The 24,331-nt window shown below is 71.7% G+C and carries 24 protein-coding genes; 22 read left to right on the top strand and 2 right to left on the bottom strand.

Features of this window, described 5'->3' with window-relative positions:
- Nucleotide 1 precedes the first annotated feature (1 nt).
- The 9 genes from AB0O40_RS00370 (at nt 2) to nusB (ending at nt 7,478) form a co-directional block, all read left to right on the top strand.
- The gene (locus tag AB0O40_RS00370) at nt 2-829 is read left to right on the top strand and encodes a shikimate dehydrogenase (protein WP_365034048.1); all 828 of its coding nucleotides are present in this window, start codon (nt 2-4) and stop codon (nt 827-829) included.
- Between the two features lie 152 nt (nt 830-981).
- Nucleotides 982-2,166 (top strand): chorismate synthase, encoded by a 1,185-nt coding sequence (aroC, locus tag AB0O40_RS00375; protein WP_365034050.1) that lies wholly within the window; start codon nt 982-984, stop codon nt 2,164-2,166.
- Nucleotides 2,163-2,681: a shikimate kinase gene (locus AB0O40_RS00380; protein ID WP_365034051.1), complete on the top strand. Its 519-nt coding sequence runs from the start codon at nt 2,163-2,165 to the stop codon at nt 2,679-2,681. The genes aroC and AB0O40_RS00380 overlap by 4 nt, the downstream gene beginning before the upstream one ends.
- A complete protein-coding gene (gene aroB / locus AB0O40_RS00385; protein WP_365034053.1) occupies nt 2,678-3,766 on the top strand; it encodes a 3-dehydroquinate synthase in 1,089 nt (362 codons plus the stop codon). Before AB0O40_RS00380 ends, aroB begins: the two co-directional genes overlap by 4 nt.
- Nucleotides 3,763-4,203: a type II 3-dehydroquinate dehydratase gene (gene aroQ, locus AB0O40_RS00390; protein WP_365034055.1), complete on the top strand. Its 441-nt coding sequence runs from the start codon at nt 3,763-3,765 to the stop codon at nt 4,201-4,203. Before aroB ends, aroQ begins: the two co-directional genes overlap by 4 nt.
- 139 nt (nt 4,204-4,342) lie before the next feature.
- Nucleotides 4,343-5,068 (top strand): AAA family ATPase, encoded by a 726-nt coding sequence (locus AB0O40_RS00395; RefSeq protein ID WP_365034057.1) that lies wholly within the window; start codon nt 4,343-4,345, stop codon nt 5,066-5,068.
- 243 nt (nt 5,069-5,311) lie between these two features.
- Entirely contained in the window at nt 5,312-6,418 is a 1,107-nt protein-coding gene (locus AB0O40_RS00400) for an aminopeptidase P family protein (protein WP_365034059.1), read from the top strand.
- 59 nt (nt 6,419-6,477) lie between these two features.
- Complete coding sequence (gene efp / locus AB0O40_RS00405; protein WP_365034060.1) at nt 6,478-7,044, top strand: elongation factor P; 567 nt, start codon at nt 6,478-6,480, stop codon at nt 7,042-7,044.
- A 2-nt stretch (nt 7,045-7,046) separates the two neighbouring features.
- Complete coding sequence (gene nusB / locus AB0O40_RS00410; RefSeq protein WP_365034062.1) at nt 7,047-7,478, top strand: transcription antitermination factor NusB; 432 nt, start codon at nt 7,047-7,049, stop codon at nt 7,476-7,478.
- A 175-nt stretch (nt 7,479-7,653) separates the two neighbouring features.
- Here nusB and bldD read toward each other — a convergent pair whose 3' ends face one another.
- Nucleotides 7,654-8,154, bottom strand: a complete 501-nt coding sequence (bldD, locus tag AB0O40_RS00415; RefSeq protein WP_365034064.1) for a transcriptional regulator BldD — start codon at nt 8,152-8,154, stop codon at nt 7,654-7,656.
- A 246-nt stretch (nt 8,155-8,400) separates the two neighbouring features.
- Here bldD and pyrR point away from each other — a divergent pair, with 246 nt between their 5' ends.
- The 13 genes from pyrR to metK all read left to right on the top strand — a co-directional run bounded on the left by pyrR (nt 8,401) and on the right by metK (nt 22,964).
- Nucleotides 8,401-8,985 (top strand): bifunctional pyr operon transcriptional regulator/uracil phosphoribosyltransferase PyrR, encoded by a 585-nt coding sequence (gene pyrR / locus AB0O40_RS00420; RefSeq protein WP_365034066.1) that lies wholly within the window; start codon nt 8,401-8,403, stop codon nt 8,983-8,985.
- Between the two features lie 135 nt (nt 8,986-9,120).
- On the top strand, nt 9,121-10,167 hold the full coding sequence (locus tag AB0O40_RS00425) for an aspartate carbamoyltransferase catalytic subunit (RefSeq protein ID WP_365034068.1): 1,047 nt from the start codon (nt 9,121-9,123) through the stop codon (nt 10,165-10,167).
- Nucleotides 10,167-11,453, top strand: coding sequence for a dihydroorotase (locus AB0O40_RS00430; RefSeq protein ID WP_365034070.1), 1,287 nt, complete (start codon nt 10,167-10,169; stop codon nt 11,451-11,453). The genes AB0O40_RS00425 and AB0O40_RS00430 overlap by 1 nt, the downstream gene beginning before the upstream one ends.
- Entirely contained in the window at nt 11,450-12,031 is a 582-nt protein-coding gene (locus tag AB0O40_RS00435) for a hypothetical protein (protein ID WP_365034072.1), read from the top strand. Before AB0O40_RS00430 ends, AB0O40_RS00435 begins: the two co-directional genes overlap by 4 nt.
- Nucleotides 12,028-13,185 carry a glutamine-hydrolyzing carbamoyl-phosphate synthase small subunit gene (gene carA, locus AB0O40_RS00440; protein ID WP_365034074.1) on the top strand — a complete coding sequence of 386 codons (1,158 nt, stop codon included), beginning with the start codon at nt 12,028-12,030 and terminating at the stop codon, nt 13,183-13,185. Before AB0O40_RS00435 ends, carA begins: the two co-directional genes overlap by 4 nt.
- Entirely contained in the window at nt 13,178-16,486 is a 3,309-nt protein-coding gene (gene carB / locus AB0O40_RS00445; RefSeq protein WP_365034076.1) for a carbamoyl-phosphate synthase large subunit, read from the top strand. The genes carA and carB overlap by 8 nt, the downstream gene beginning before the upstream one ends.
- Before the next feature lie 131 nt (nt 16,487-16,617).
- Nucleotides 16,618-17,727, top strand: a complete 1,110-nt coding sequence (locus AB0O40_RS00450; RefSeq protein ID WP_365034078.1) for a quinone-dependent dihydroorotate dehydrogenase — start codon at nt 16,618-16,620, stop codon at nt 17,725-17,727.
- Nucleotides 17,728-17,729: 2 nt separating this feature from the next.
- Nucleotides 17,730-18,572, top strand: coding sequence for an orotidine-5'-phosphate decarboxylase (gene pyrF / locus AB0O40_RS00455; protein WP_365034080.1), 843 nt, complete (start codon nt 17,730-17,732; stop codon nt 18,570-18,572).
- A gap of 415 nt (nt 18,573-18,987) precedes the next feature.
- Nucleotides 18,988-19,311, top strand: coding sequence for an integration host factor (locus AB0O40_RS00460; RefSeq protein WP_330329439.1), 324 nt, complete (start codon nt 18,988-18,990; stop codon nt 19,309-19,311).
- A gap of 61 nt (nt 19,312-19,372) precedes the next feature.
- A complete protein-coding gene (gmk, locus tag AB0O40_RS00465; protein ID WP_365034082.1) occupies nt 19,373-19,936 on the top strand; it encodes a guanylate kinase in 564 nt (187 codons plus the stop codon).
- Between the two features lie 28 nt (nt 19,937-19,964).
- Nucleotides 19,965-20,237: a DNA-directed RNA polymerase subunit omega gene (rpoZ, locus tag AB0O40_RS00470; protein WP_004948662.1), complete on the top strand. Its 273-nt coding sequence runs from the start codon at nt 19,965-19,967 to the stop codon at nt 20,235-20,237.
- Nucleotides 20,238-20,355: 118 nt separating this feature from the next.
- On the top strand, nt 20,356-21,558 hold the full coding sequence (gene coaBC, locus AB0O40_RS00475) for a bifunctional phosphopantothenoylcysteine decarboxylase/phosphopantothenate--cysteine ligase CoaBC (RefSeq protein ID WP_365034084.1): 1,203 nt from the start codon (nt 20,356-20,358) through the stop codon (nt 21,556-21,558).
- Between the two features lie 197 nt (nt 21,559-21,755).
- Nucleotides 21,756-22,964 carry a methionine adenosyltransferase gene (gene metK / locus AB0O40_RS00480; RefSeq protein WP_365034086.1) on the top strand — a complete coding sequence of 403 codons (1,209 nt, stop codon included), beginning with the start codon at nt 21,756-21,758 and terminating at the stop codon, nt 22,962-22,964.
- A 74-nt stretch (nt 22,965-23,038) separates the two neighbouring features.
- Here metK and AB0O40_RS00485 read toward each other — a convergent pair whose 3' ends face one another.
- The gene (locus tag AB0O40_RS00485; RefSeq protein ID WP_365034088.1) at nt 23,039-24,298 is read right to left on the bottom strand and encodes a cysteine desulfurase; all 1,260 of its coding nucleotides are present in this window, start codon (nt 24,296-24,298) and stop codon (nt 23,039-23,041) included.
- Nucleotides 24,299-24,331: the final 33 nt, after the last annotated feature.

Here is a 24,331-nt window from a genome sequence, read left to right on the forward strand (position 1 = left end):
GGTGCGGCAGGCAGCCAGGCGGGCGGCGGTTCTCGGATCCCCCATCGAGCACTCCCTCTCACCGGTGCTGCACCGCGCCGCCTACCGGGAGCTCGGCCTCGACGACTGGTCCTACGACCGCTTCGAGGTCGACGAGGCCGCGCTCCCCGCCTTCGTCGGGGAACTGGACGCCAGCTGGGCGGGCCTGTCCCTGACCATGCCGCTCAAGCGGGCGGTCATCCCGCTGCTCGACTCGGTCAGCGACACCGCCGCCTCCGTCGAGGCGGTGAACACCGTCGTGCGCACCGGCGACGGCCGGCTCGTCGGCGACAACACCGACATCCCCGGGATCGTCGCCGCCCTGCACGAGCGGGGCGTCGAGAAGGTGCCGGCCGCGGCGATCCTCGGTGCCGGGGCCACCGCCTCCTCCGCGCTGGCCGCCCTCGCCCGGATCTGCACCGGCGAGGTCACCGCGTACGTCCGCAGCACCGCCCGGGCCGAGGAGATGCGGCAGTGGGGCGACCGGCTCGGGGTGGCCGTCCGGACCGCCGACTGGGCCGACGCCGCCGACGCCCTCGGGGCGCCGCTGGTGATCGCCACCACCCCGGCCGGTACCACCGACGCCCTCGCCGAGCGGGTCCCCGACGCCCCCGGCGTCCTCTTCGACGTGCTCTACGACCCCTGGCCGACGGCGCTGGCGGCCGCCTGGGACCGCCGCGGCGGCCGCCTGGTCGGCGGCCTGGACCTGCTGGTCCACCAGGCCGTGCTCCAGGTCGGGCAGATGACCGGACGGCCCGGCCCGCTGGCCGCGATGCGGGCCGCGGGAGAGCGCGCGCTGGCGGAGCGCTAGGTTCCCCGGCCGGCCCCGCCCGAGACGGGCGTCCGATAGCTGGACCGGTGACCGGTGCCGCACCCGGGACGTGGGAGGATCAGGGGAGGCGGGCCAGGGCCGCGCACCCGGCCGCGCCACAGCAGTTCCAGGCGCGAGCATGAGGAGCATCGTTGAGCAGGTTGCGTTGGCTTACCGCTGGGGAGTCTCACGGACCCGCGCTGGTCGCGACGCTGGAGGGACTTCCCGCCGGCGTCCCGGTCACCACTGAGCTGGTGGCCGACCACCTGGCGCGCCGCCGCCTGGGCTATGGCCGCGGTGCCCGCATGAAGTTCGAGCAGGACGAGATCACCTTCCTCGGCGGGGTCCGGCACGGGCTCTCCCTCGGCTCCCCGATCGCGGTCATGGTGGGCAACACCGAGTGGCCCAAGTGGGAGAAGGTCATGTCGGCCGACCCGGTCGACCCGTCGGAGCTCAAGGAGACCGGCCGCAACGCGCCGCTCACCCGCCCCCGGCCCGGCCACGCCGACCTCGCCGGCATGCAGAAGTACGGCTTCGACGAGGCCCGCCCGATCCTGGAGCGCGCCAGCGCCCGGGAGACCGCCGCGCGCGTGGCGCTCGGCGCGGTGGCCCGCTCCTTCATCAAGGAGGCCGCCGGCATCGAGATCGTCTCGCACGTGGTCGAGCTGGCCGCGGCCAAGGCCCCGTACGGCGTCTACCCCGTCCCGGCCGACGTCGAGAAGCTGGACGCCGACCCGGTGCGCTGCCTCGACGCGGACGCGAGCAAGGCGATGGTCGCGGAGATCGACCAGGCCCACAAGGACGGCGACACCCTGGGCGGCGTCGTCGAGGTGCTGGCCTACGGCGTGCCGGTGGGCCTCGGCTCCCACGTGCACTGGGACCGCCGGCTGGACGCCCGGCTCGCGGCCGCCCTGATGGGCATCCAGGCCATCAAGGGCGTCGAGGTCGGCGACGGCTTCGACCTGGCCCGGGTGCCCGGCTCGAAGGCGCACGACGAGATCGTCTCGACCCCCGAGGGCATCAAGCGCACCTCCGGCCGCTCCGGCGGCACCGAGGGCGGCCTGACCACCGGCGAGCTGCTGCGGGTGCGCGCCGCGATGAAGCCCATCGCGACGGTGCCGCGGGCGCTGGCGACGGTGGACGTCGCCACCGGCGAGGCGACCGTGGCCCACCACCAGCGCTCCGACGTCTGCGCCGTGCCGGCCGCCGGCATCGTCGCCGAGGCGATGGTCGCGCTGGTCCTCGCGGACGCCGTGGTGGAGAAGTTCGGCGGCGACTCGGTCCCCGAGACCCGGCGCAACGTGCAGTCGTACCTCGACAACCTGCAGATCCGGTGACCGGCGCACCACTGGTCGTGCTCGTCGGGCCCATGGGGTCCGGCAAGTCCACGGTGGGCGCGCTGCTGGCCGAGCGGCTGGGCGCGCCCTACCGGGACACCGACGCGGACATCGTCGCCGCGCAGGGCCGGGAGATCTCCGAGATCTTCGTCGACGAGGGCGAGCCGTACTTCCGGGAGCTGGAGCGGGCCGCGGTCGCCGCGGCCGTCGCCGAGCACACCGGGGTCCTCGCCCTCGGCGGCGGGGCGGTCCTCGACGAGGGCACCCGCGCGCTGCTGACCGGCCTGCCGGTGGCCTACCTCTCGATGGACGTCGAGGAGGCGGTCCGCCGGGTCGGTCTCGGCGCCGCCCGGCCGCTGCTGGCAGTCAACCCCCGCCGGCAGTGGCGGGAGCTGATGGACGCCCGGCGCCACCTGTACACAGAAGTCGCGCGCGTGGTGGTGGCCACCGACGAGCGCACCCCCGAAGAGGTCGCCCAGGCGGTCCTCGACGCACTGGAGTTGAAGGACGCATGACGGACGTGACGCGCATTCAGGTCGGCGCGAGCGCAGGGCACGACGCCTATGACGTGCTGGTCGGCGAGCAGCTGCTCGGCGAGCTGGCCGGACTGATCGGTACCAGGGCCCAGCGGGTTGCCGTCATCCACCCCGAGGCGCTGGCCTCGACGGGTGAGGCGCTCCGCGACGACCTGGCCGACCAGGGCTTCCAGGCCGTGGCCATCCAGGTGCCGAACGCCGAGGAGGCCAAGACCGTCGAGGTCGCCGCCTACTGCTGGAAGGCGCTCGGCCAGTCCGGCTTCACCCGTACCGACGTCATCGTCGGCGTGGGCGGCGGCGCCACCACCGACCTCGCGGGCTTCGTCGCGGCCAGCTGGCTGCGCGGGGTGCGCTGGATCGCGGTGCCGACCACCGTGCTGGGCATGGTCGACGCGGCCGTGGGCGGCAAGACCGGGATCAACACCGCCGAGGGCAAGAACCTCGTCGGCGCCTTCCACCCGCCGGCCGGCGTGCTCTGCGACCTGGCGGCGCTGGAGTCGCTGCCGGTGCACGACTACGTCAGCGGCCTGGCCGAGATCATCAAGGCCGGTTTCATCGCCGACCCGGTGATCCTGGACCTGATCGAGGCGGACCCGGAGGCGGCCCGCACCCCGGCCGGCCCGCACACCGCCGAGCTGATCGTGCGCTCCATCAAGGTCAAGGCCGAGGTGGTCTCCGGGGACCTGAAGGAGTCGGGGCTGCGGGAGATCCTGAACTACGGCCACACCCTGGCCCACGCGATCGAGAAGAACGAGCGCTACAAGTGGCGGCACGGCGCGGCCGTCTCGGTGGGCATGGTCTTCGCCGCCGAGCTGGGCCGGCTGGCCGGCCGGCTCGACGACGCCACCGCCGACCGGCACAAGGCCGTGCTGGCCTCGGTCGGGCTGCCGCTGACCTACCGCGGCGACCAGTGGCCCAAGCTGCTGGAGACCATGAAGGTCGACAAGAAGTCCCGCGGCGACCTGCTGCGCTTCATCGTCCTGGACGGCCTGGCCAAGCCCACCGTCCTCGAGGGCCCCGACCCGGCCGTGCTGATGGCCGCCTTCGGCGAGGTCGCGGCGTGAGCCGCCGGGTCCTGGTCCTCAACGGCCCCAACCTCGGCCGGCTGGGCTCGCGCGAGCCCGACGTGTACGGGGCGACCTCGTACGCCGGGCTGGTCGAGAGCTGCGAGGAGCTGGGCGAGGAACTGGGCTTCGCGGTGGAGGTGCGCGAGACCAACGACGAGGGCGAGATGATCCGCTGGCTGCACGAGGCGGCCGACGGCAAGCTCCCCGTGGTGATCAACCCGGGTGCCTTCACGCACTACTCGTACGGCATGCGGGACGCGGCGGCCCAGCGCACCGCCCCGCTGATCGAGGTGCACATCTCGAACCCGTACGCCCGTGAGGAGTTCCGGCACACCTCGGTCATCGCGGCCGTGGCCACCGGGACCGTGGCGGGCTTCGGGCTCGGCTCGTACCGGCTGGCACTGCGGGCACTCGCGGAGGAAGTGGACGCCTGAGTCCCGCCGCCCGCCCGAGCATTCGGGACGTTTCCCTGCGAAGGGGCACTCCCCGCCGTCCCCGGCCGTTCACCGCGTGAGCGCCGGGGACGGTAACGTTTCCGCATCAAGCGGCGCGGTACGGACGGAGTGGCATCGGATGCAGCACGCAGTGGGGGGTTGGGGCCAGGTCCCCGGGGCCCCTCAGGGGTGGACCGAGCCCACCGGGCACGTGGCACTGCCGCCGGTCGCGCCGACACCGGGGGTGCCCGGCGCCGGCGGCCCGCTCGGCCAGGCCCCCGGCCGTCCCGTGGTCCAGCCGACCGGGCACACCACCTTGGCGGTGCTGCTGATCGGCCCGGCCGGGGCGGGCAAGACCACGGTCGCCCGGCACTGGGCGGCCAGCCGGGCCGTCCCCACCGCGCACATCAGCCTCGACGACGTCCGCGAGTGGGTCTGCTCGGGTTTCGCCGACCCCCAGGCCGGCTGGAACGACCACTCCGAGGCGCAGTACCGGCTGGCCCGCCGCACCTGCGGCTTCGCCGCCCGGAACTTCCTGGCCAACGGCATCTCCTGCATCGTCGACGACGCGGTCTTTCCGGACCGGCCGGTGGTCGGGCTGGGCGGCTGGAAGCGGCACGTGGGCCCGGCGCTGCTGCCGGTGGTGCTGCTGCCCGGGCTGGAGATCGTCCTGGAGCGCAACGCCGAGCGGTCGGGCAACCGGCGGCTCTCCGACGAGGAGGTCGCCCGGATCCACGGCCGGATGGCCGGCTGGTACGGCTCGGGGCTGCCGATCATCGACAACTCCCACCTCGACGTCGAGAGCACGGCCCGCGCGCTGGACGAGGCGCTGGCCCGGGCGATCGCCTCGCCGCCCCGCTGGTAGCACGGGTCGTGGTGTGCGGGTCCCCCGCCGCTTGACGGGGGCGGCCTGCAGGCCCTGCGGCAAGCCCACCTCGGGGACGAGCGGCTTCGCCGTCGTCTGCGACGATCCCCGACCCGGGCCTGCCTCCGGTCCAGCCTGCCACCCCCATCAAGCGGCTCCCCCACACACCACGACCTGGGTGGCCGGTGCCCGTCCGGACGCGCTCGACGCGCCGCCCCGGCCCCGCGCTCATAGGCTCGATGCATGTCACAGGCCTACGCGGCGCGACGGAATCTGCTGCGCGAGCGGTTCGCGGCCACCGGGAACGCCGCCGCGCTCGTCTCTCGCCCCGCCAACGTGCGCTACCTCACCGGCGCCGCGCCCCGCGGCGCGGCGCTCCTGCTCGGTCCCGACGAGGACGTGCTGTTCTGCGTCGGGCCACCCAGCGGCGAACCGGAAGAAGGGCGGCTGACCGAGGACCTGCGGGTCACGGTGCTGCCCCTGCTGGGCGGGGACGCCGCGGTCGCCGCGGCCGACCAGGCCCAGGGCGGCAAGGCGGACGCCCTCGCGGTGGAGGAGCACCACCTGACCGTGGCCCGGCACCGGGCCATCGGCTCGGTCGCCCCCCGGCTGCGGCTGTCCGACCTGGGGAACGCCGTGGAGGCGCAGCGGCTGGTCAAGGACGAGGAGGAGATCGCCTGCCTGCGGATCGCCGCCGAGATCGCCGACCAGGCGCTGGGCGAACTGCTGGAGTCCATCCTGGTCGGCCGCACCGAGCGGCACCTGGCGCTGGAGCTGGAGCGCCGGCTGGTGGACCACGGCGCGGACGGGCCGGCCTTCCCCACCTCGGTCGCCACCGGACCGCACTCCGGCCGCTCCCGGCACCGGCCCACCGACCGCCGGGTGGAGGAGGGCGACTTCCTCTCCGTCTGCCTGGGCGCGAACTACCGGGGCTACCGGTGCGAGATCGGCCGGACCTTCGTGATCGGCACCACCCCGGCCGACTGGCAGATCGAGCTGTACGACCTGGTCTTCGCCGCACAGCGGGCCGGCCGGGAGGCCCTGCTGCCGGGGGCCGCCTACCGCGAGGTGGACCGTGCGGCCCGGCAGGTGCTGGACTCCGCCGGCTATGCGGAAGCCCTGCTGCCGTGGACCGGACACGGTGTCGGCCTCGAAATCGACGAGGACCCGCAGCTTGCACCTGCCGCAATGGGTAAACTGGACGCTTGCGTGCCGGTCACCGTCGAACCGGGGGTCCACCTCCCGGGCCGGGGCGGAGTCCGGATCGATGACACGCTCGTCGTACGCCCCGAGGCGGACGGCGGACCCGAGCTACTCACCATTACGACCAAAGAGCTGCTCGCGCTCTAGCTTGTGCTGTGCGCGTGCGCGGGCCCGTTGGTCTTTTCAGTCCAGGAGATTTGGCAACCGTGGCTTCCACGAACGACCTCAAGAACGGCATGGTGCTCAAGCTCGACGGGGGCCAGCTCTGGTCCGTCGTCGAGTTCCAGCACGTCAAGCCCGGCAAGGGCCCGGCCTTCGTGCGCACCAAGCTCAAGAGCGTGATGTCCGGCAAGGTCGTCGACAAGACGTTCAACGCCGGCACCAAGGTCGAGACGGCCACCATCGACCGCCGCGACATGCAGTTCTCGTACATGGACGGCGAGTACTTCGTCTTCATGGACATGAGCACCTACGACCAGCTGATGGTCGACCGCAAGTCCGTCGGCAGCGCCGCGAACTTCCTCATCGAGGGCTTCACCGCCTCGGTCGCGCAGCACGAGGGCGAGGTGCTCTACGTCGAGCTCCCGGCCGCCGTCGAGCTCGTGATCCAGCACACCGACCCGGGCGTGCAGGGCGACCGCTCCACCGGTGGCACCAAGCCCGCCACCCTGGAGACCGGTCACGAGATCCAGGTCCCGCTCTTCGTCACCACCGGTGAGAAGGTCAAGGTCGACACCCGCACCAGCGACTACCTCGGCCGGGTGAACAGCTAACCGTGGCTGCCCGGAGCAACGCCCGTAAGCGCGCCTTCCAGGTCCTCTTCGAGGCCGACCAGCGCGACGAGTCCGTGCTGACCGTGCTTGCGGACTGGGTTCGCCACTCGCGGTCCGACGACCGGCAGCCGCCGGTCGCCGAGTACACGATGCAGCTGGTCGAGGGTTACGCCGAAAAGGTGAACCGGATCGATGATCTGATCGCCACCTACGCGCGTGACTGGGACCTCGACCGGATGCCGGTCGTGGACCGCAACATCGTGCGGCTCGCCACGTACGAGCTGGTGTGGGAGGACGACACTCCCGACGCCGTGGCCATCGACGAGGCGGTACAGCTGGCCAAGGAGTTCTCCACGGACGACTCCCCGGCCTTCGTGAACGGCCTCCTCGGCCGCTTCAAGGAGCTGAAGCCGAACCTGCGCCGCGAGGCCTAGGCCTTCGGCGGTGCGCATACGGAAGGGGCCCGCAGCACAGGCTGCGGGCCCCTTCCGTATGCCGGCCCGGGAGGTCGGGGCCCGGCGGCTCCGGATGCGCCGATGGGCCCGGCCCGGAGCGTGGTGCTCCGGGCCGGGCCCATCGGCGTTACGTTTCTGCGGCTCCCCCGAGGGGCTACGCGTCCTCGTGGGTGACCGCGCGGCGGGCGTCCGCGTCCAGTACACCCCAGCTGATCAGCTGCTCGGTCAGGACCGAGGGGGACTGGTCGTAGATCACGGCCAGGGTGCGCAGGTCGTCCTGGCGGATCGACAGCACCTTGCCGTTGTAGTCGCCGCGCTGGCTCTGGATGGTGGCGGCGTACCGCTGGAGCGGGCCGGCCTTCTCCGCGGGGACGTGGGCCAGGCGCTCCAGGTCCAGGCGCAGCTTCGGCGGCGGCTCGGCGGCCCCGCCGGGGGTCGTGCCCGGCAGCAGCTCCTGCACCGGCACTCCGTAGAAGTCCGCGAGCTCGGCGAGTCGCTGGACGGTCACGGCGCGGTCCCCGCGCTCGTAGGACCCGACCACGACCGCCTTCCAGCGGCCCTGGGACTTCTCCTCGACACCGTGCAGGGAGAGGCCCTGCTGGGTGCGGATCGCGCGGAGCTTTGCCCCGAGCTGTTTGGCGTATTCGCTGGACATAAGGCTCCCGGACGCTGTGACGACGTGCGGCTACGCCGCGCGGCTGGTAACTCACTGTGAGGTTACGCAGCGTTACGTGGATGCGTCAAGCCGAATGGTCCTCCGCGCTCCCCCGCGAGGGTGGCCCGGACCAGTGTCCGAAGGGCCCCCGGGCGCATTCCGCTATCCGGTGCTGGTACCGTGGACGGCGCACATCAAGACGTCCTTTAAGAACCGTCCCGTGAGGCGGAGAAGGAGGTCCTTTTCATGGACACGCAGGTTGACCGGATTCACAGCGATGAGGCCCGGCCCGTTCTCGAGGCCCAGGACATCGCGCGGGTACTGACCCGCATCGCCCACGAGATCGTCGAACGCGCCAAGGGCGCCGACGACGTGGTGCTCCTCGGCATCCCCACGCGCGGCGTCTTCCTCGCCCGCCGGATCGCCGCCAAGCTCGAAGAGATCACCGGCGCGAAGATCCCGGTCGGTTCCCTCGACATCACCATGTACCGCGACGACCTGCGGATGAAGCCGGCCCGCGCCATCGGCCGCACCGAGATCCCCGGCGACGACATCGACGGCCGGCTGGTCGTCCTCGTCGACGACGTGCTCTTCTCCGGCCGCACCATCCGCGCCGCCCTCGACGCCCTGGGCGACCTCGGCCGCCCCCGCGCCGTCCAGCTCGCGGTCCTCGTCGACCGCGGCCACCGCGAACTGCCGATCCGCGCCGACTACGTCGGCAAGAACCTCCCCACGTCGCTGCGGGAGACGGTCAAGGTCCTGCTCCACGAGGAGGACGGCCGCGACGCCGTGCTGCTCGGCCAGCGCACCGCGCCGGCAGGCGGACAGTAGTCCCGATCCGGTGAAGGACCCCTCCCGCGTCCAGAGGACCGGGGGACGGGCGCGAGCCCGGGTCCTGCCTGCGGGCTGCCCGCCCGCCCCCTCGAGCCAGCCCCCTCAGACTCACGAGACCCACGGAGCACCCAGATGAAGCGCCACCTCATCTCGGCCGCCGACCTCACGCGCGACGACGCGGTCCTCATCCTCGACACCGCCGAGGAGATGGCCCGGATCGCCGACCGGCCGATCAAGAAGCTGCCCACCCTGCGCGGCCGCACGATCTGCAACCTCTTCTTCGAGGACTCGACCCGGACCCGGATCTCCTTCGAGGCCGCCGAGAAGCGCCTGTCCGCCGATGTGATCAACTTCGCGGCGAAGGGCTCCAGCGTCTCCAAGGGCGAGTCCCTGAAGGACACCGCCCAGACCCTGGAGGCCATGGGCGTCGACGCCGTGGTCATCCGGCACGGCGCCTCCGGCGCTCCGTACCGCCTGGCCACCTCCGGCTGGATCGACGCCCCCGTCATCAACGCGGGCGACGGCACCCACCAGCACCCCACCCAGGCCCTGCTCGACGCCTTCACCATGCGCCGCCGCCTGGTCGGCAAGGGCGCCCTGGGCCAGGACCTGGCCGGCAAGCGCATCACCCTCGTCGGCGACGTCCTGCACAGCCGCGTGGCCCGCTCCAACGTCGACCTGCTGCACACCCTCGGCGCCGAGGTCACCCTGGTGGCCCCGCCGACCCTGATCCCGGTCGGTGTGGAGAGCTGGCCCTGCGAGATCAGCTACGGCCTGGACGAGGTGCTGCCGAAGTCCGATGCGGTGATGATGCTGCGTGTGCAGCGGGAACGCATGAACGCCGCCTTCTTCCCGACCGAGCGCGAGTACTCGCGCCGGTACGGCCTCGACGGCGCGCGCATGGCCAAGATGCCGGAGCACGCCATCGTGATGCACCCCGGCCCGATGGTCCGCGGCATGGAGATCACCGCCGAGGTCGCCGACTCCGACCGCTGCACGGTCGTCGAGCAGGTCGCCAACGGCGTCTCCATCCGGATGGCCGTCCTCTACCTGCTGCTCGGCGGCTCCGAGCCCGCCGTCACCACCTCCACCGCCCCCGCCCACCCGTCGCCCACCACCACCCTTGCCGGAGACGCTGCGCGTCGCCCCTCCACCCCCGCCACCGAGGAGACCAAGTAATGAGCAAGATCCTGATCCGTGGCGCGAAGGTGCTCGGCGGCGAGGTGCAGGACGTCCTGATCGACGGCGAGACCATCGCCGCGGTCGGCACCGGCCTGTCGGCCGAGGGCGCGCAGATCGTCGAGGCCGAGGGCCAGATCCTGCTGCCCGGCCTGGTCGACCTCCACACCCACCTGCGCGAGCCCGGCCGCGAGGACTCCGAGACCGTCCTGACCGGCACCCGCGCGGCCGCCTCCGGCGGCTACACCGCGGTCTTCGCCATGGCCAACACCTTCCCCGTCGCCGACACCGCCGGCGTGGTCGAGCAGGTCTACCGGCTCGGCCAGGAGGCCGGCTACTGCGACGTGCAGCCCATCGGCGCCGTCACCGTCGGCCTGGAGGGCAAGCAGCTCGCCGAGCTCGGCGCCATGCACGAGTCCGCCGCCGGCGTGAAGGTCTTCTCCGACGACGGCAAGTGCGTGGACGACGCAGTGATCATGCGCCGCGCCCTGGAGTACGTGAAGGCCTTCGGCGGCGTCGTCGCCCAGCACGCCCAGGAGCCCCGGCTGACCGAGGGCGCCCAGATGAACGAGGGCGTCGTCTCCGCCGAGCTCGGCCTGGGCGGCTGGCCGGCCGTCGCCGAGGAGTCGATCATCGCCCGGGACGTGCTGCTCGCCGAGCACGTCGGCTCCCGCGTGCACATCTGCCACCTCTCCACCGCCGGCTCCGTCGAGATCGTCCGCTGGGCCAAGTCCCGCGGCATCGACGTGACCGCCGAGGTCACCCCGCACCACCTGCTCCTCACCGACGAGATGGTCCGCTCGTACAACCCGGTCTACAAGGTGAACCCGCCGCTGCGCACCGAGCGGGACGTCATGGCCCTGCGCGAGGCGCTGGCCGACGGCACCATCGACATCGTCGCCACCGACCACGCCCCGCACCCCCACGAGGACAAGGACTGCGAGTGGGCCGCGGCGGCCATGGGCATGGTGGGCCTGGAGACCGCGCTCTCCGTCGTCCAGGCGACGATGGTGGAGACCGGGCTGCTGGACTGGGCCCAGGTCGCCGACCGGATGTCCGCCGCCCCGGCGCGCATCGGCCGCCTCGACGGCCATGGACGACCCGTCTCGGCAGGTGAACCCGCCAACATCACGCTGGTGGATCCGGCATACCGTGGTGTCGTGGACCCCGCGCACTTCGCCTCCCGCAGCCGCAACACGCCCTACGAGGGCCGCGAGCTGCCGGGTCGCGTCACTCACACCTTCCTGCGGGGCCGGGCAACGGTCGTGGACGGGAATCTGGCGTGACACCTGCAGCAATCCATCTGGCCGCCGAGGCCGCCGGGCGCGAATCGGCGAAGGTGACGGACTGGGGCGCACGCATCGCGTGGGTCATCGGACTGCTCGTCTTCATCGGCTTCGTCTACTGGCTGATGCGCCAGGGCTGGAAATGGCGCGGCGCGCTCCAGGGCGACCTCCCGGAGCTGCCCGCCGCCCCCGACGGCCTACCCGCCCACCGGCTGGCGATGACCGGCCGGTACCACGGCTCCACGACGGCCGGCCAGTGGCTGGACCGGATCGTGGCGCACGGCCTCGGGGTCCGCAGCCGCGTCGAGCTCACCCTCACCGACGCGGGCCTGGACGTGGTCCGTCCGGGTGCCACCGACTTCTTCGTACCGGCCGCGCAGCTGCGCGGCGCCCGCCTCGACAAGGGAATCGCGGGCAAGGTACTCACCGAGGGCGGTCTGCTCGTCGTCACCTGGGCGCACGGTGACCAGCTGATCGACTCGGGCTTCCGCTCCGACCGCGCGGCCGAGCACGCCGCCTGGGTCGAAGCCATCAATGACATGAACCAATCCATCACGACGGAAGGCGCCGAACGATGACGACCTCCACCAGGGGAGCTGTGAAGACTCCCGCCGTACTCGTCCTGGAGGACGGCCGCATCTTCCGCGGACGCGCCTACGGGGCCGTGGGGGAGACCTTCGGCGAGGCCGTGTTCTCCACCGGTATGACCGGCTACCAGGAGACCCTGACCGACCCGTCGTACCACCGCCAGGTCGTCGTGATGACCGCCCCGCACGTGGGCAACACCGGAGTCAACGACGACGACCCCGAGTCCGCGCGCATCTGGGTCTCCGGCTACGTCGTCCGCGACCCCGCCCGGATGCCCTCCAACTGGCGCGCCAAGCGCTCGCTGGACGAGGAGCTGACCGCCCAGGGCGTCGTCGGCATCTCGGGCATCGACACCCGCGCCCTCACCCGCCACCTGCGCGAGCGCGGTGCCATGCGGGTGGGCATCTTCTCCGGCGCCTCGGTCGCCGACGACGCCGCCCTGCTGGCGCGCGTCCAGGAGTCCCCCCAGATGAAGGGCGCGGACCTGTCCGCAGAGGTCGCCACCAAGGAGACGTACGTCGTCCCCGCGATCGGCGAGAAGCGCTTCACGGTCGCCGCGGTGGACCTCGGCATCAAGGGCATGACCCCGCACCGGATGGCCGAGCGCGGCATCGAGGTGCACGTGCTGCCCGCCACCGCCACGGTCGACGACATCTACGCCGTCAACCCGGACGGTGTCTTCTTCTCCAACGGCCCCGGCGACCCGGCCACCGCCGACCACGCCGTCTCCGTCATGCAGGGCGTGCTGGAGCGCAGGACGCCGCTGTTCGGCATCTGCTTCGGCAACCAGATCCTGGGCCGCGCGCTCGGCTTCGGCACCTACAAGCTGAAGTACGGCCACCGCGGCATCAACCAGCCGGTGCAGGACCGCACCACCGGCAAGGTCGAGATCACCGCGCACAACCACGGCTTCGCCGTGGACGCGCCGCTCGACAAGGTCTCCGACACCGCCTACGGCCGCGCCGAGGTCTCCCACGTCTGCCTGAACGACAACGTGGTCGAAGGCCTCCAGCTGCTCGACCAGCCGGCCTTCAGCGTCCAGTACCACCCCGAGGCGGCCGCGGGCCCGCACGACGCCGCGTACCTCTTCGACCGCTTCACGTCTTTGATGAACACCGCCCAGATGGAGGCCGAGCGTGCCTAAGCGCACCGACATCCAGTCCGTCCTGGTCATCGGCTCCGGCCCGATCGTCATCGGCCAGGCCGCGGAGTTCGACTACTCCGGCACCCAGGCCTGCCGCGTCCTCAAGGCCGAGGGCCTGCGCGTCATCCTGGTGAACTCCAACCCGGCGACGATCATGACCGACCCGGAGATCGCCGACGCCACGTACGTCGAGCCGATCACCCCCGAGTTCGTCGAGAAGATCATCGCCAAGGAGCGCCCTGACGCCCTCCTGCCCACCCTGGGCGGCCAGACCGCGCTCAACACCGCGATCTCCATGCACGAGCAGGGCGTGCTGGAGAAGTACGGCGTGGAGCTCATCGGCGCCAACGTCGAGGCCATCAACAAGGGCGAGGACCGCGACCTCTTCAAGGGCGTCGTCGAGGCCGTCAAGCAGAAGATCGGCTACGGCGAGTCCGCCCGCTCGGTCATCTGCCACTCGATGGACGACGTCATCAAGGGCGTCGACACCCTCGGCGGCTACCCGGTCGTCGTGCGCCCCTCCTTCACCATGGGCGGCGCGGGCTCCGGCTTCGCCCACGACGAGGAGGAGCTGCGCCGCATCGCCGGCCAGGGCCTGACGCTCTCCCCGACCACCGAGGTGCTCCTGGAGGAGTCCATCCTCGGCTGGAAGGAGTACGAGCTGGAGCTGATGCGCGACACCAAGGACAACGTCGTCGTCGTCTGCTCCATCGAGAACTTCGACCCGATGGGCGTCCACACCGGCGACTCCATCACCGTCGCCCCGGCGATGACCCTGACCGACCGCGAGTACCAGCGGCTGCGCGACATCGGCATCGCGATCATCCGCGAGGTCGGCGTCGACACCGGCGGCTGCAACATCCAGTTCGCGATCGACCCGACCGACGGCCGGATCATCGTCATCGAGATGAACCCGCGCGTCTCCCGCTCCTCGGCGCTGGCCTCGAAGGCCACCGGCTTCCCGATCGCCAAGATCGCCGCGAAGCTGGCCATCGGCTACACGCTCGACGAGGTGCCGAACGACATCACCGAGAAGACCCCGGCCTCCTTCGAGCCGACCCTCGACTACGTCGTCGTCAAGGCCCCGCGCTTCGCCTTCGAGAAGTTCCCGGCCGCCGACGCCACCCTCACCACCACCATGAAGTCGGTGGGCGAGGCCATGGCCATCGGCCGCAACTTCACCGAGGCCCTGCAGAAGGCCCTGCGCTCCCTGGAGAAGAAGGGCTCGCAGTTCTCCTTCACCGGCGAGGTCGGTGACAAGGCCGAGCTGCTGGCCCTCGCGGTCCGCCCGACCGACGGCCGGATCAACACGGTCATGCAGGCGATCCGGGCCGGCGCGACCCCGGAGGAGGTCTTCGAGTCCACGAAGATCGACCCCTGGTTCGTCGACCAGCTCTTCCTCATCAAGGAGATCGCCGACGAGCTGGCCGCCGCCGAGAAGCTCGACCCCGAGCTGCTGGCCGAGGCCAAGCGGCACGGCTTCTCCGACGCCCAGATCGCCGAGATCCGGGGCCTGCGCGAGGACGTCGTCCGCGAGGTCCGGCACGCCCTCGGCGTCCGCCCGGTCTACAAGACGGTCGACACCTGCGCCGCCGAGTTCGCCGCGAAGACCCCGTACTTCTACTCCTCGTACGACGAGGAGTCCGAGGTCGCGCCCCGCACCAAGCCCGCGGTGATCATCCTGGGCTCCGGCCCGAACCGCATCGGCCAGGGCATCGAGTTCGACTACTCCTGCGTCCACGCCTCCTTCGCCCTGAGCGACGCGGGCTACGAGACCGTGATGGTCAACTGCAACCCCGAGACCGTCTCGACGGACTACGACACCTCCGACCGCCTGTACTTCGAGCCGCTGACGCTCGAGGACGTGCTGGAGATCGTGCACGCCGAGTCGCTGGCCGGCCCGATCGCCGGTGTCGTGGTCCAGCTCGGCGGCCAGACCCCGCTGGGCCTGGCCCAGGCGCTCAAGGACAACGGCGTGCCCGTGGTCGGCACCTCCCCGGAGGCCATCCACGCCGCCGAGGACCGCGGCGCCTTCGGCCAGGTCCTGGCCGACGCCGGGCTGCCGGCCCCCAAGCACGGCACCGCCACCACCTTCGCGGGTGCCAAGGCCATCGCCGACGAGATCGGCTACCCGGTCCTGGTGCGCCCCTCGTACGTGCTCGGCGGCCGCGGCATGGAGATCGTCTACGACGAGGCCCGCCTGGAGGCGTACATCGCCGAGTCCACCGAGATCTCGCCGACCCGCCCGGTGCTGGTCGACCGCTTCCTCGACGACGCGATCGAGATCGACGTGGACGCGCTCTACGACGGCACCGAGCTGTACCTCGGCGGCGTCATGGAGCACATCGAGGAGGCCGGCATCCACTCCGGCGACTCCGCCTGCGCGCTGCCCCCGATCACCCTCGGCGGCCACGACATCAAGCGCCTGCGCGCCTCCACCGAGGCGATCGCCAAGGGCGTCGGCGTCCGCGGTCTGATCAACATCCAGTTCGCGATGGCGGGTGACATCCTCTACGTCCTGGAGGCCAACCCGCGCGCCTCCCGGACCGTGCCCTTCACCTCGAAGGCGACCGCGGTGCCGCTGGCCAAGGCCGCCGCCCGCATCTCGCTCGGCACCACCATCGCCGAGCTGCGCGCCGAGGGCCTGCTGCCCAGGACCGGCGACGGCGGCACCCTGCCGATCGACGCGCCGATCTCCGTCAAGGAGGCCGTCATGCCGTGGTCGCGCTTCCGCGACATCCACGGCCGCGGCGTCGACACCGTGCTCGGCCCGGAGATGCGCTCCACCGGCGAGGTCATGGGCATCGACGCGGTCTTCGGCACCGCCTACGCCAAGTCGCAGGCCGGCGCCTACGGCCCGCTGCCCACCAAGGGCCGTGCCTTCATCTCGGTCGCCAACCGCGACAAGCGTTCGATGATCTTCCCGGCCCGCGAGCTGGTCGCCCACGGCTTCGAGCTGATGGCGACCTCCGGCACGGCGGAGGTGCTGCGCCGCAACGGCATCAGCGTCACCGTGGTCCGCAAGCTCAGCGAGGGCGAGGGCCCGAACGGCGAGAAGACCGTCGTCCAGCTGATCCACGACGGTCAGGTCGACCTCATCGTCAACACCCCGTACGGCACCGGCGGCCGCCTCGACGGCTACGAGATCCGTACGGCGGCCGTGGCGCGCAGCGTCCCCTGCCTGACCACGGTCCAGGCGCTGGCCGCCGCCGTCCAGGGCATCGACGCGCTCAACCGCGGCGACGTGGGCGTGCGCTCGCTCCAGGAGCACGCGGAGCACCTGACCGCGGCCCGCGACTAGCAGCCCGTTCGAGAGGGGGGCACCGGGGAGTTCGACCGGTGTCCCCCTTTCGGGGGTCTGGGGGTGTCCCCCAGAAGACGCAGCATGAGGTCTTTCCGAGCGCACAAGGGATTCAAGGGATAAAACGGACGATGTACAAGCTGTTCTTCAACCTGGTCTTCAAGCGGATGGACCCCGAGCAGGCCCACTACATGGCCTTCCGGTGGATCCGGCTCGCGGCCCGCACCCCGGTCCTGCGCACCTTCGTGGCGGCCTACGTCGCACCGCGGTACGAGGCGCTGCGCACCGAGGCCCTGGGCCTGCGGATGCACGGCCCCTTCGGCCTCGCCGCCGGCTTCGACAAGAACGCCGTGGCCATCGACGGCATGGCGATGCTCGGCTTCGACCACATCGAGATCGGCACGGTCACCGCGCAGGCGCAGCCGGGCAACCCCAAGAAGCGGCTGTTCCGGCTGGTCCCGGACCGGGCGCTGATCAACCGCATGGGCTTCAACAACGAGGGCTCGGCGGCCGTGGCCGACCGGCTGGCCGCCCGCAACCCGGTCTTCAAGACGGTCGTGGGCGTCAACATCGGCAAGACCAAGGTGGTCCCCGAGGAGGAGGCGGTCGGCGACTACGTCGCCTCCACCGAGCGGCTCGCCCGGCACGCCGACTACCTGGTCGTCAACGTCTCCTCGCCGAACACCCCGGGCCTGCGCAACCTCCAGGCCACCGAGTCGCTGCGGCCGCTGCTGACGGCGGTGCGCGAGGCCGCCGACCGGACCGTCACCGACCGGCGGGTCCCGCTGCTCGTCAAGATCGCCCCGGACCTCGCCGACGAGGACGTGGACGCGGTCGCCGACCTGGCGCTCGAGCTGGGCCTGGACGGCATCATCGCCACCAACACCACCATCGCCCGCGAGGGCCTGGGCCTGAAGTCCGCGCCCGAACTGGTGAAGGAGACCGGCGGCCTCTCCGGCGCACCCGTCAAGGAGCGCTCCCTGGAGGTCCTGAGGCGCCTGTACGCCCGTGTGGGCGACCGGATGGTCCTGGTGGGCGTCGGGGGCGTGGAGAGCGCCGAGGACGCCTGGCAGCGCATCCTGGCGGGCGCCACGCTGGTCCAGGGCTACAGCGCCTTCATCTACGAGGGCCCCTGCTACGCCCGCGCCATCCACAAGGGGCTGGCCGCCCGGCTCGCCGCCAGCCCGTACGCCACCCTCGCCGAGGCCGTCGGCGCCGAGACCCGAAAGGCCGCACTGTGACCGTGACCTCCGTGACCCCCTTCGGCACCCGCCTCCGCGAGGCGATGGACGCGCGGGGACCGCTCTGCGTCGGCATCGACCCGCACGCCGCCCTGCTGTCCGCCTGGGGGCTCGGCGACGACATCGCGGGCCTGGAGGCCTTCTCCCGGACCGTCGTGGAGGCGCTGGCCGACACCGTGGCCGTCTTCAAGCCCCAGGCGGCCTTCTTCGAGCGGTTCGGCTCCAAGGGCGTCGCTGTGCTGGAGCGCACCGTGGCCGACGCCCGGGCGGCCGGCACGCTGGTCCTGATGGACGCCAAGCGCGGGGACATCGGCTCGACCATGGCCGCGTACGCCTCGGCCTTCCTCGACCCGGGCTCGCCGCTCTTCTCCGACGCGCTGACGGTCTCCCCGTATCTGGGCTACGGCTCGCTGGAGCCCGCGGTGGCGCTCGCGCGGCAGTCCGGAGCCGGCCTCTTCGTGCTCGCGCTGACCTCGAACCCGGAGGGCGCGGAGGTGCAGCGGGCGGTGCGCGCGGACGGCCGGACCATCGGCGCGACCATGCTGGCCCACCTGGCGGCAGAGAACGCCGGCGCCGAGCCGATGGGCTCCTTCGGGGCCGTGGTCGGCGCGACGCTGGGCGACTTGTCCTCCTTCGACCTGGACATCAACGGCCCGCTGCTGGCCCCCGGCATCGGCGCCCAGGGCGCCACCGCCGCCGACCTCCCCAAGGTCTTCGGCTCCGCGGTCGGCAACGTCGTGCCCAACGTCTCCCGCGCCGTCCTGGCCGAGGGCCCGGACGTGGCGGCCCTGCGCGGGGCCGCGGCCTCCTTCGCGGACGAGATCCGCGCGGCCGTCGCCGCCTAGTCCGCGGCTGCCGGCCACCACCCCCGGGTGGTGGCCGGAAATCGCCGCCCGGAACAGGGTCCGTGCCCGACGGTCGGATGTTCGGTGCCGCGGGGCCTCGCAGGTCTTGGCCGGGGACGCCGGCGGCGACTTCCGGAGGGGGCGGCGACACGTGATTTCGCGCCGAGATCGGTACCGCCCTCGCACGGCTTGACGAAAACCCCACCCAAAACCAGGGTTATATGTCCGTGATGTACGGTTCAGTGGAGGCTGACCAGGACTTTTCGTCCGTTCTCGCTGACTGGAGCGGCGTGGGCCGCTAGTCTCCCGACCAGAGCGAACGCGCAGATCCCTTGTTCGTCGCTCGTTCGGTGTGGTGCCTGGCGGTTCCCCACCGGTCCGTATCCGACAGTTCGACATCCGAGGTGACGTAGGCGTGGCTCTTCCGCCCCTTACCCCTGAACAGCGCGCAGCCGCGCTCGAAAAGGCCGCCGCGGCTCGCCGGGAGCGGGCCGAGGTGAAGAATCGACTCAAGCACTCCGGCGCCTCCCTCCACGAGGTCATCAAGCAGGGCCAGGAGAACGACGTCATCGGCAAGATGAAGGTCTCCGCCCTGCTCGAGTCCCTCCCCGGCGTCGGCAAGGTCCGCGCCAAGCAGCTCATGGAGCGGCTCGGCATCTCCGAGAGCCGCCGTGTCCGAGGTCTCGGTTCCAACCAGATCGCTTCCCTGGAGCGCGAGTTCGGCGGTAGCGGCGCCTGAGGCGTCGCCCGAAGCGCTCGCCGTGTTCTCAGGCATGCCTGAGAACCGGGATAATCGCTCCATGGCAGCAGAGGTTCGTCCGCGGCTGACCGTGCTCTCCGGCCCCTCCGGGGTCGGCAAGAGCACGGTCGTCGCGCATATGCGCAAGGTTCACCCCGAGGTCTGGCTCTCGGTGTCGGCCACCACCCGCAAGCCGCGGCCCGGTGAGCGACACGGCGTCCAGTACTTCTTCGTCAACGACGACGAGTTCGACAAGCTGATCGCCAACGGCGAGCTGCTGGAGTGGGCCGAGTTCGCGGGCAACCGCTACGGCACGCCCCGCGCGGCCGTCCTGGAGCGCATCGACAACGGCGAGCCGGTCCTCCTGGAGATCGACCTCCAGGGCGCCCGGCTGGTCCGCGAGTCGATGCCCGAGGCCCAGCTGGTCTTCCTGGCCCCGCCGAGCTGGGAGGAGCTGGTGCGCCGGCTCACCGGCCGGGGCACCGAGGCCCCCGAGGTCATCGAGCGCCGTCTCGCGGCCGCCAAGGTCGAACTCGCGGCCGAGTCCGAGTTCGACACCACCCTTGTCAACACCTCCGTCGAGGACGTAGCGCGCGAGCTGCTAGCCTTGATGGCAGTTGTCTGATCTTTTATCCATCTTCGGAAGGTAGAGCGTGTCCTCTTCCATCACCGCGCCCGAGGGCATCATCAACCCGCCGATCGACGAGCTGCTCGAGGCCACGGACTCGAAGTACAGCCTCGTGATCTACGCGGCCAAGCGCGCGCGTCAGATCAACGCGTACTACTCGCAGCTCGGTGAGGGCCTGCTGGAGTACGTCGGCCCGCTCGTGGACACCCACGTCCACGAGAAGCCGCTGTCGATCGCGCTGCGCGAGATCAACGCGGGTCTGCTGACCTCCGAGGCCATCGAGGCCCCGGCCCAGTAAGGCACTCAGCGATACCTTCACCACAGGCCCGGCAGAGCACCTGCCGGGCCTGTGGTGTGTCATGGGTGGCACCGTCGTTCGTGGAACATTCGAAGCAGAGCCGGGGAGCGGAGACGTAGTGGACAAGCCGAAGGTCGTCCTGGGGGTCAGTGGCGGCATCGCCGCCTACAAGGCGTGCGAGCTGCTGCGGCGGCTGACCGAGTCGGGACACCAGGTCCGGGTGGTCCCCACCGCCGCGGCGCTGAACTTCGTGGGCGAGGCCACCTGGTCGGCGCTGTCCGGCAACCCCGCCTCCACCGAGGTCTGGGAGTCCGTCCACGAGGTCCCGCACGTCCGCATCGGCCAGGGCGCCGACCTGGTCGTGGTGGCCCCGGCCACCGCCGACATGCTGGCCAAGGCCGCCCACGGGCTCGCCGACGACCTGCTGACCAACACCCTGCTCACGGCCCGCTGCCCGGTGGTCTTCGCGCCCGCCATGCACACCGAGATGTGGGAGCACCCGGCCACCCAGGAGAACGTCGCCACCCTGCGCCGCCGCGGGGCCGTGGTGATCGAGCCGGCGGTCGGCCGGCTCACCGGTAAGGACACCGGCAAGGGCCGGCTGCCCGACCCCGAGGAGATCTTCGAGGTCTGCCGCAGGGTGCTGGCCCGCGGGGTCGAGGAGCCCGACCTGCGCGGCCGGCACGTGGTCGTCAGCGCCGGCGGCACCCGCGAGCCGCTGGACCCGGTCCGCTTCCTCGGCAACCGCTCCTCCGGCAAGCAGGGCTACGCGCTGGCGCGGACCGCGGTGGCCCGCGGCGCCCGGGTCACCCTGATCGCCGCCAACGCCGCCCTGCCGGACCCGGCCGGGGCCGACGTGGTGCGGGTGGGCACGGCCCTGGAGCTGCGGGAGGCGGTGCTCCAGGCCGCCGCGGACGCCGACGCGGTGGTGATGGCGGCGGCCGTGGCCGACTTCCGCCCCGCCGAGTACGTCACCGGGAAGATCAAGAAGAAGGACGGGGAGGAGCCCGCGCCGGTCGCGCTGGTGCGCAACCCCGACGTGCTCGCGGAGATCTCCGCCGACCGGGCCCGGCCCGGTCAGATCATCGTGGGATTCGCGGCGGAGACCGACGACGTCCTCGCTCATGGACTGGTCAAGCTTCGCCGGAAGCGGTGTGATCTTCTCGTCGTGAATGAAGTCGGTACCAACAAGACCTTTGGTTCCGAGGAGAACGAAGCGGTCATCCTCTCATCCGATGGTGAGCAGACGCCCGTGCCCCATGGCCCCAAGGAAGCGCTGGCCGACCGCATTTGGGACCTGGTCGCACCCCGACTCGCCTGAGTGACGGCCCTTGTTCCCTGCGTTCCGAGTGCGCCACAATGGAGTGCCGCAGGTCACAGCCCTCCCATCAGGCGAGACGCGTGGTCCGGGGCGCGGAAGCGCCCGATAAGCTAGAACAGGAACCCGGGTGGGCGCAGCCCCCGCCCGGAGTCCGCGAAACCATTCAGCCAGCAGCCGCTGCAACCCCAGGGAGCGATGTGTCCCGCCGCCTGTTCACCTCGGAGTCCGTCACCGAGGGCCACCCCGACAAGATCGCTGACCAGATCAGCGACACGATCCTCGACGCGCTCCTCACCGAGGACCCGACCTCCCGCGTCGCCGTAGAGACGCTGATCACCACCGGTCTGGTCCACATCGCGGGCGAGGTGACCACCAAGGCCTACGCGCCCATCGCGTCCCTGGTGCGCGACAAGATCCTGGAGATCGGCTACGACTCCTCGAAGAAGGGCTTCGACGGCGCCTCCTGCGGCGTGTCGGTGTCCATCGGCGCGCAGTCCCCGGACATCGCGCAGGGCGTCGACACCGCCTACGAGCAGCGGGTCGAGGGTGACGAGGACGAGCTCGACAAGCAGGGCGCGGGCGACCAGGGCCTGATGTTCGGCTACGCGTGCAGCGAGACGCCGAACCTGATGCCGCTGCCGATCGAGCTGGCCCACCGCCTCTCGCGCCGCCTCTCCGAGGTCCGCAAGAACGGCACCATCCCGTACCTGCGCCCCGACGGCAAGACCCAGGTCACCATCGAGTACGACGGCGACCAGGCCGTCCGCCTCGACACCGTGGTCGTCTCCTCGCAGCACGCCTCGGACATCGACCTCGACTCGCTGCTCGCCCCCGACATCCGCGAGTTCGTCGTCGAGCACGTCCTCAAGGAGCTCGTCGAGGACGGCATCAGCCTCGAGACCGACGGCTACCGGCTGCTGGTCAACCCGACCGGCCGGTTCGAGATCGGCGGTCCGATGGGTGACGCGGGTCTGACGGGTCGCAAGATCATCATCGACACGTACGGGGGCATGGCCCGTCACGGTGGTGGCGCGTTCTCGGGCAAGGACCCGTCGAAGGTGGACCGCAGTGCCGCGTACGCGATGCGCTGGGTGGCCAAGAACGTCGTCGCCGCGGGCCTGGCGGGCCGCTGCGAGGTCCAGGTCGCGTACGCGATCGGCAAGGCCGAGCCGGTCGGTCTCTTCGTGGAGACCTTCGGTACCGCCACGGTCGACGTCGACAAGATCGAGCACGCCATCGGCGAGGTCTTCGACCTGCGCCCGGCCGCGATCATCCGCGACCTCGACCTGCTGCGCCCGATCTACGCCCAGACCGCCGCCTACGGCCATTTCGGCCGCGAGCTGCCGGACTTCACCTGGGAGCGCACCGACCGCGTCGACGCCCTGCGCGCCGCCGCCGGCCTGTAAGCACCCCGGCCGTCCCGACGGCACCGGCCCCCGCGTCCGCACGAGGACGCGGGGGCCGGTGCCGTGGGGATCCCTCAGGCGAAGTACTTCTGGGCCGCGCGCACGCCCGCCGCCAGCGCCTCGACCTCTTCGGCGGTGTTGTAGACGTAGAAGCTGGCCCGGGTGGTCGCCGCCACCGCGAACCGCCGCATCAGCGGCCGGGCGCAGTGGTGGCCGACGCGGACCGCCACCCCCTGGTCGTCCAGGACCTGGCCGACGTCGTGCGGGTGGATGCCCTCCACGGTGAAGGCGACGGTCGCGCCCCGGTCGGCGGTCCCGCCGGGTCCGATGATCCGCACGCCCGGGATCTCGGACAGGAGCGCGAGCGCCTGCTCCGTCAGTTCGTCCTCGTGCCGCTTGACCAGGTCCATGCCGAGGGCGTCGAGGTAGGACACCGCGGCCCCCAGACCCACCGCCTGGGCGGTCATCGGCACGCCGGCCTCGAACCGCTGCGGCGGCGGCAGGTAGGTGGAGCTCGCCATCTCCACCAGCTCGATCATCGAGCCGCCGGTGAGGAAGGGCGGCAGCTCCGCCAGGAGGTCGTAGCGGCCCCAGAGCACGCCGATGCCGCTGGGCGCGAGCATCTTGTGGCCCGAGAAGACCAGGAAGTCCGCGCCGAGCGTGGTGACGTCCACCGGCCGGTGCGGCACCGACTGGGCCCCGTCGACCACGACCAGGGCGCCCACGGCGTGGGCCCGCGCCGCGATCTCCGTCACCGGGTTGACCGTGCCCAGCACGTTCGACTGGTGGGTCAGGGCCACCACGGCCGTGTCCTCGTCGATCAGTTCGTCGATCGTGGACAGGTCCAGCCGGCCCTCCCCGTCCACCGGGAACCACGAGAGGGTGGCGCCGGTCCGGCGGGCCAGCTCCTGCCAGGGCACCAGGTTGGCGTGGTGCTCCATCTCGGTGGTCACGATCCTGCGCCCCGGGCCCAGCCGGCCGGCGTTGCCCAGGGCGTACGCCACGAGGTTGATGCCCTCGGTGGCGTTCTTGGTGAAGACGACCTCCTCCGGGCGCGGGGCGCCGATGAAGCCCGCGATGGTGGCGCGGGCCTGCTCGTACGCCTCGGTCGCCTCCTCGGCGAGCTGGTGGGCCCCGCGGTGCACGGCCGCGTTGTGGTTCAGGTAGAAGTCCCGCTCGGCGTCGAGGACCTGGAGCGGCTTCTGGGTGGTGGCGGCCGAGTCCAGGTAGACCAGCGGCGCGCCGCTGCGCAGCACCCGCTGCAGGATCGGGAAGTCGGCCCGGATCTTCTCGGTGTCGAGCCCGCGGGCCCCTGTTCCTGTCGACGTGCTCACGCGCGTTCCCTCCTCGTTCGGCCAATCCTCACG

It is taken from the genome of Streptomyces sp. NPDC089919 (assembly GCF_040684615.1).
Classification (GTDB): domain Bacteria; phylum Actinomycetota; class Actinomycetes; order Streptomycetales; family Streptomycetaceae; genus Streptomyces.